Origin of the sequence: Haloparvum alkalitolerans (assembly GCF_050122995.1) — an archaeon.
Taxonomy (GTDB): domain Archaea; phylum Halobacteriota; class Halobacteria; order Halobacteriales; family Haloferacaceae; genus Haloparvum; species Haloparvum alkalitolerans.
Map to the genome: position 1 here is coordinate 1 of NZ_JBNLIA010000024.1, position 3,377 is coordinate 3,377.

The 3,377-nt window shown below is 68.6% G+C and carries 4 protein-coding genes; 2 read left to right on the top strand and 2 right to left on the bottom strand.

Annotation, left to right across the window (positions count from 1 at the left end):
- Positions 1-212: 212 nt before the first annotated feature.
- Positions 213-998, bottom strand: coding sequence for a hypothetical protein (locus ACQE3L_RS15390; RefSeq protein ID WP_426964741.1), 786 nt, complete (start codon positions 996-998; stop codon positions 213-215).
- Positions 999-1,134: 136 nt separating this feature from the next.
- Between ACQE3L_RS15390 and ACQE3L_RS15395 the strand changes: the two genes are divergently transcribed.
- The gene (locus tag ACQE3L_RS15395; RefSeq protein WP_426964742.1) at positions 1,135-1,527 is read left to right on the top strand and encodes a CopG family ribbon-helix-helix protein; all 393 of its coding nucleotides are present in this window, start codon (positions 1,135-1,137) and stop codon (positions 1,525-1,527) included.
- 46 nt (positions 1,528-1,573) lie between these two features.
- Here ACQE3L_RS15395 and ACQE3L_RS15400 read toward each other — a convergent pair whose 3' ends face one another.
- On the bottom strand, positions 1,574-2,377 hold the full coding sequence (locus ACQE3L_RS15400; protein ID WP_426964743.1) for an NAD+ synthase: 804 nt from the start codon (positions 2,375-2,377) through the stop codon (positions 1,574-1,576).
- Between the two features lie 219 nt (positions 2,378-2,596).
- Between ACQE3L_RS15400 and ACQE3L_RS15405 the strand changes: the two genes are divergently transcribed.
- The gene (locus ACQE3L_RS15405) at positions 2,597-3,256 is read left to right on the top strand and encodes a VOC family protein (protein ID WP_426964744.1); all 660 of its coding nucleotides are present in this window, start codon (positions 2,597-2,599) and stop codon (positions 3,254-3,256) included.
- The last annotated feature ends 121 nt before the right edge of the window (positions 3,257-3,377 follow it).

Here is a 3,377-nt window from a genome sequence, read left to right on the forward strand (position 1 = left end):
GGCGGCGCGGCCGCGGAACCGCACCGCACAGCAGGCGGCCGCGCCGCCGCCTCCCTCGCGCGGTCGCGGCGACACAGGGTCGCCGCGGCGCGCGCCGACCGCACAGCACCGCACCGCCGCGAGTTTCAGAAATGTGGGAATTCTAGTTCGGCCTGTAACACGCAGTATCGATTCCTCTCAGCATTCAGAAAACGCCCGCTGTATTGCGAGTTTCAGAGCAGCCCGGTGATGAAGCCGACGCCCATCGCCACCAGCACGACCGCGGAGAAGACCGGGAGGTAGGGGGCGTAGCGCTCCACGTCCTCCTCGAAGCGCTCGTAGCCCGCGATCAGCAGGAGCGTGAGCGTCACGATGCCGACGATCACCGTCAGCGCGTAGGCGCTCATCAGTTCGAGGCAGTGGTTAGACCCGGCACACAGCGCGATGATCTCGAACTCCTCCTCGTGCGCGAACCCGAGGACGAACGCGAACCACGCGATGCCGAGCAGGCCGCGATCGGCCGCGCCGTCGAACGAGCCGCGGTCGTGAGAGTGACCGGCGTGGTCGTGGGGGTGATCCGCGTGATCGTGCGTCTGGTCTCCGTGCTCACCGTGCTGGTGGTCGTCGTCGCCCTCGTGCCGGTGGTCGTGACCGTCGCCCTCGTGCTCGTGGCTGTGCCCGTGTCGGTACTCCCGGACGCCGAGACCGATCAGGAGGACGCCCGCGACGAGGCTCACCGGCCCGCCGACCTCGACGCCCGGCGCGAGCGCGATCGGCTCGTTCACCTGCGTCAGGTCGAAGTACGCGGTCGCGTAGAAGAAGACCGCGACCATCGCGATGCTGCTGATCAGATGGCCGACGCCGATGATCAGGCTCGCTGCCAGTCCGTAGATCCACTTGTTCGAGCGGTCGAGCGCGTACGTCGCCGCGACCGGCCAGCCGTGTCCCGGTTCGATCCCGTGGACCGCGCCGAGCGCGACCGCGCCGACGAGGAGTCCGAGCGCTTCGCCGTGGAGCATCGTGTCGTCTACTCCACCCGCGGGCCGTATAGCGGTTGTTAGGACCGATCCGGCCGGTCCGTCATACGCGGTCGGCCGCGGTCGGCCGGGTCCTACTCGCGACCCGTTTTTGTGACCCGCCCTCCAACCGGTCTGCATGCGAACGAGTCTGCGCGTTCCGGACGAGGTCGTCGCGGAGTTCGACCGCGTCTGGCGCGACGAGGGGTTGGAGAGCCGGTCGCGGGCGGTCCGCGAGGCGATGCAGGAGTACGTCGAGGCGCACGCTCGACTGGAGGAGGAGGATGGCGAAGTCGTCGCGCTGGTGGGGTTCGACTATCGCCACCACGAGGTGATCGCGGACCTCCACGCCGTCCAGCACGACCACCAGGACGTGATCCAGAACACCAGCCACACCCACCAGGGCGAGTGGTGCCTGGAGGCGCTGTTCTGCCGCGGCCCGGCCGACCGCCTCCGGGAACTCGTCTACCGCCTCCGCGACTTCGACGGGGTCCGGCGCGTGAAGGTGCTGGGGATCCGGTCGCGGGACTGAGACAGAGGGCTTCCCCGCGGTCGAGGACACGCCACTCGGGGTCGTCTCAGGGGTTCCGTCGTTCGACGCCGGGCGTCGGTGGCGCCGCGCGTTTGTGGGCGGAGCCGCGCCACATGTCCGCGAACTCCCGGACCGTCGCCTCGTCGATGTCGGTTCGCTCCGCGGTCTCGGGGACTGACAGCCCGCGGTCGACGATCGCGCGGAGGATCCGGTCGATGGTCTCGTAGCTCTCGCCGAGCTCCCCCTCGTCGGTCTGGCCTTCCCACAGCTCCGCGGTCGGGGTCTTGCCAACGATCCGTTCGTCGACGCCGACCGCGCGGGCGAACGCGTACACCTCGGTCTTGTAGCAGTCGCCGAGCGCGGCCACGTCGACGCCGCCGTCGCCGTATTTCGTGAAGTAGCCGAGCAGGCGCTCGGAGCGGTTGTTCGCCCCGAGCACCAGCAGGTTCCGGCGGTTCGCCTCGCGGTACGACAGCAGCATCCGTTCGCGAGCGCGAACGTTCCCGACGGTGACTCGGTCGCGGTCCTCCGCGGGCACGTCCGCGAGCGTCGCTTCCACGATGGGTTCGATGTCGACCTCCACCCGGTCGATCCCGAGCGCGTCGCAGACCTCGCGCGCGTCCCGCATGTGCCGCTCCGCGGAAGGCGCGCCGGGCATCACCAGCCCGAGCACGCGGTCCGGCCCCAGCGCGCCCGCCGCGAGGTGGGCCGCGAGCGCCGAGTCGAGCCCGCCCGAGACGCCGAGGACGTAGCCGTCGGCGTCCGCCTCCGCCAGCGTCTCGCGCAGGAACGACCCGATGGTCCCCCGAGCGTCGTCGAAATCGATCGCGTGCGCCGTGTCGCGTGTCACGGTCGCCGTTCGACGCCCGGCCCCCTCAATCTGGCCCCGGACGGCGGATGGCGCCCGGTGTTCGCGCCGTCCGCACCGTCCGCACCGTTCACACCAGCTACAAATTGTAGAAATTGTGCACTGCCCGTCCCGTTCGCGGTTCCCCCGGTGACACGCGCGTCACCCGATTGCGGCGGCGTCGCTACCGGATTCATGGTCGTGGGAGGCGAAGTAGTGATCATGAGCAACGAGGACTCCGCGACCGACGCGTCCGAGGAAGCCGCAGCGCTGAGCGACCCGCCGATCACCGCCGAGAAACCGGACGCCGCGGTCGGGGTGACGGGCGTCGACCACGTGACCCTGATCGGGAGCAACGTCGAGGACACCGTCGAGTTCTACCGCGACGTGCTCGGACTGTCGCTGGTGCTCCGTCAGCCGAACCTCGACGCGCCCCACGTCACCCACCTGTTCTTCGACCCCGGCGACGGCCGCATCATCACGTTCTTCGTCGAGGAGGGCCGCGACTCCAACCCCGGCCCCCAGCGCACCCAGTTAGGCGGCGTCCACCACATCTCCTTCAGCTTCGACCCCGACCGCATCGCGGAGGTGAAGCAGGGACTGGAGGCGCACGGCTATCAGTACAGCGAGTTCAACCGCGGCATCTTCTACTCGCTGTACACCCGCGACCACAACGGGTTCACCGTGGAACTCTCGACCGACAAGTACGAGATCCCCGACGACCGCCGCGGCGAGGTACTCGCGCTCGCCCAGCAGAAGCGCGTCGCCGACGGCTCCGACTACGCGAAAGGCGAACACCTGAAGGCCGCACTGGAAGAACTCGACCTCCCGGTCGAACCCGTCGACATCCCCGACGCCGCCTCCGGCGCCGGTGGACTCTGATCGATAGCGATACTGAGTAGAGTACGGTAGTTGTGCTGTTTTTCTGTCAGATTATGCTTCCATAACTGCTGTTGAGCCTGCTGCTCTAGACAGCAACGTCTAGAAAGCCCCAGCCGGCTCG

Bases quoted from the DNA above. Each gene is read 5' to 3' on its own strand.
- ACQE3L_RS15390 (WP_426964741.1), bottom strand. From the start codon at position 998: ATGCTCCACGGCGAAGCGCTCGGACTCCTCGTCGGCGCGGTCGCGCTC.
- ACQE3L_RS15395 (WP_426964742.1), top strand. From the start codon at position 1,135: ATGCGAACGAGTCTGCGCGTTCCGGACGAGGTCGTCGCGGAGTTCGAC.
- ACQE3L_RS15405 (WP_426964744.1), top strand. From the start codon at position 2,597: ATGAGCAACGAGGACTCCGCGACCGACGCGTCCGAGGAAGCCGCAGCG.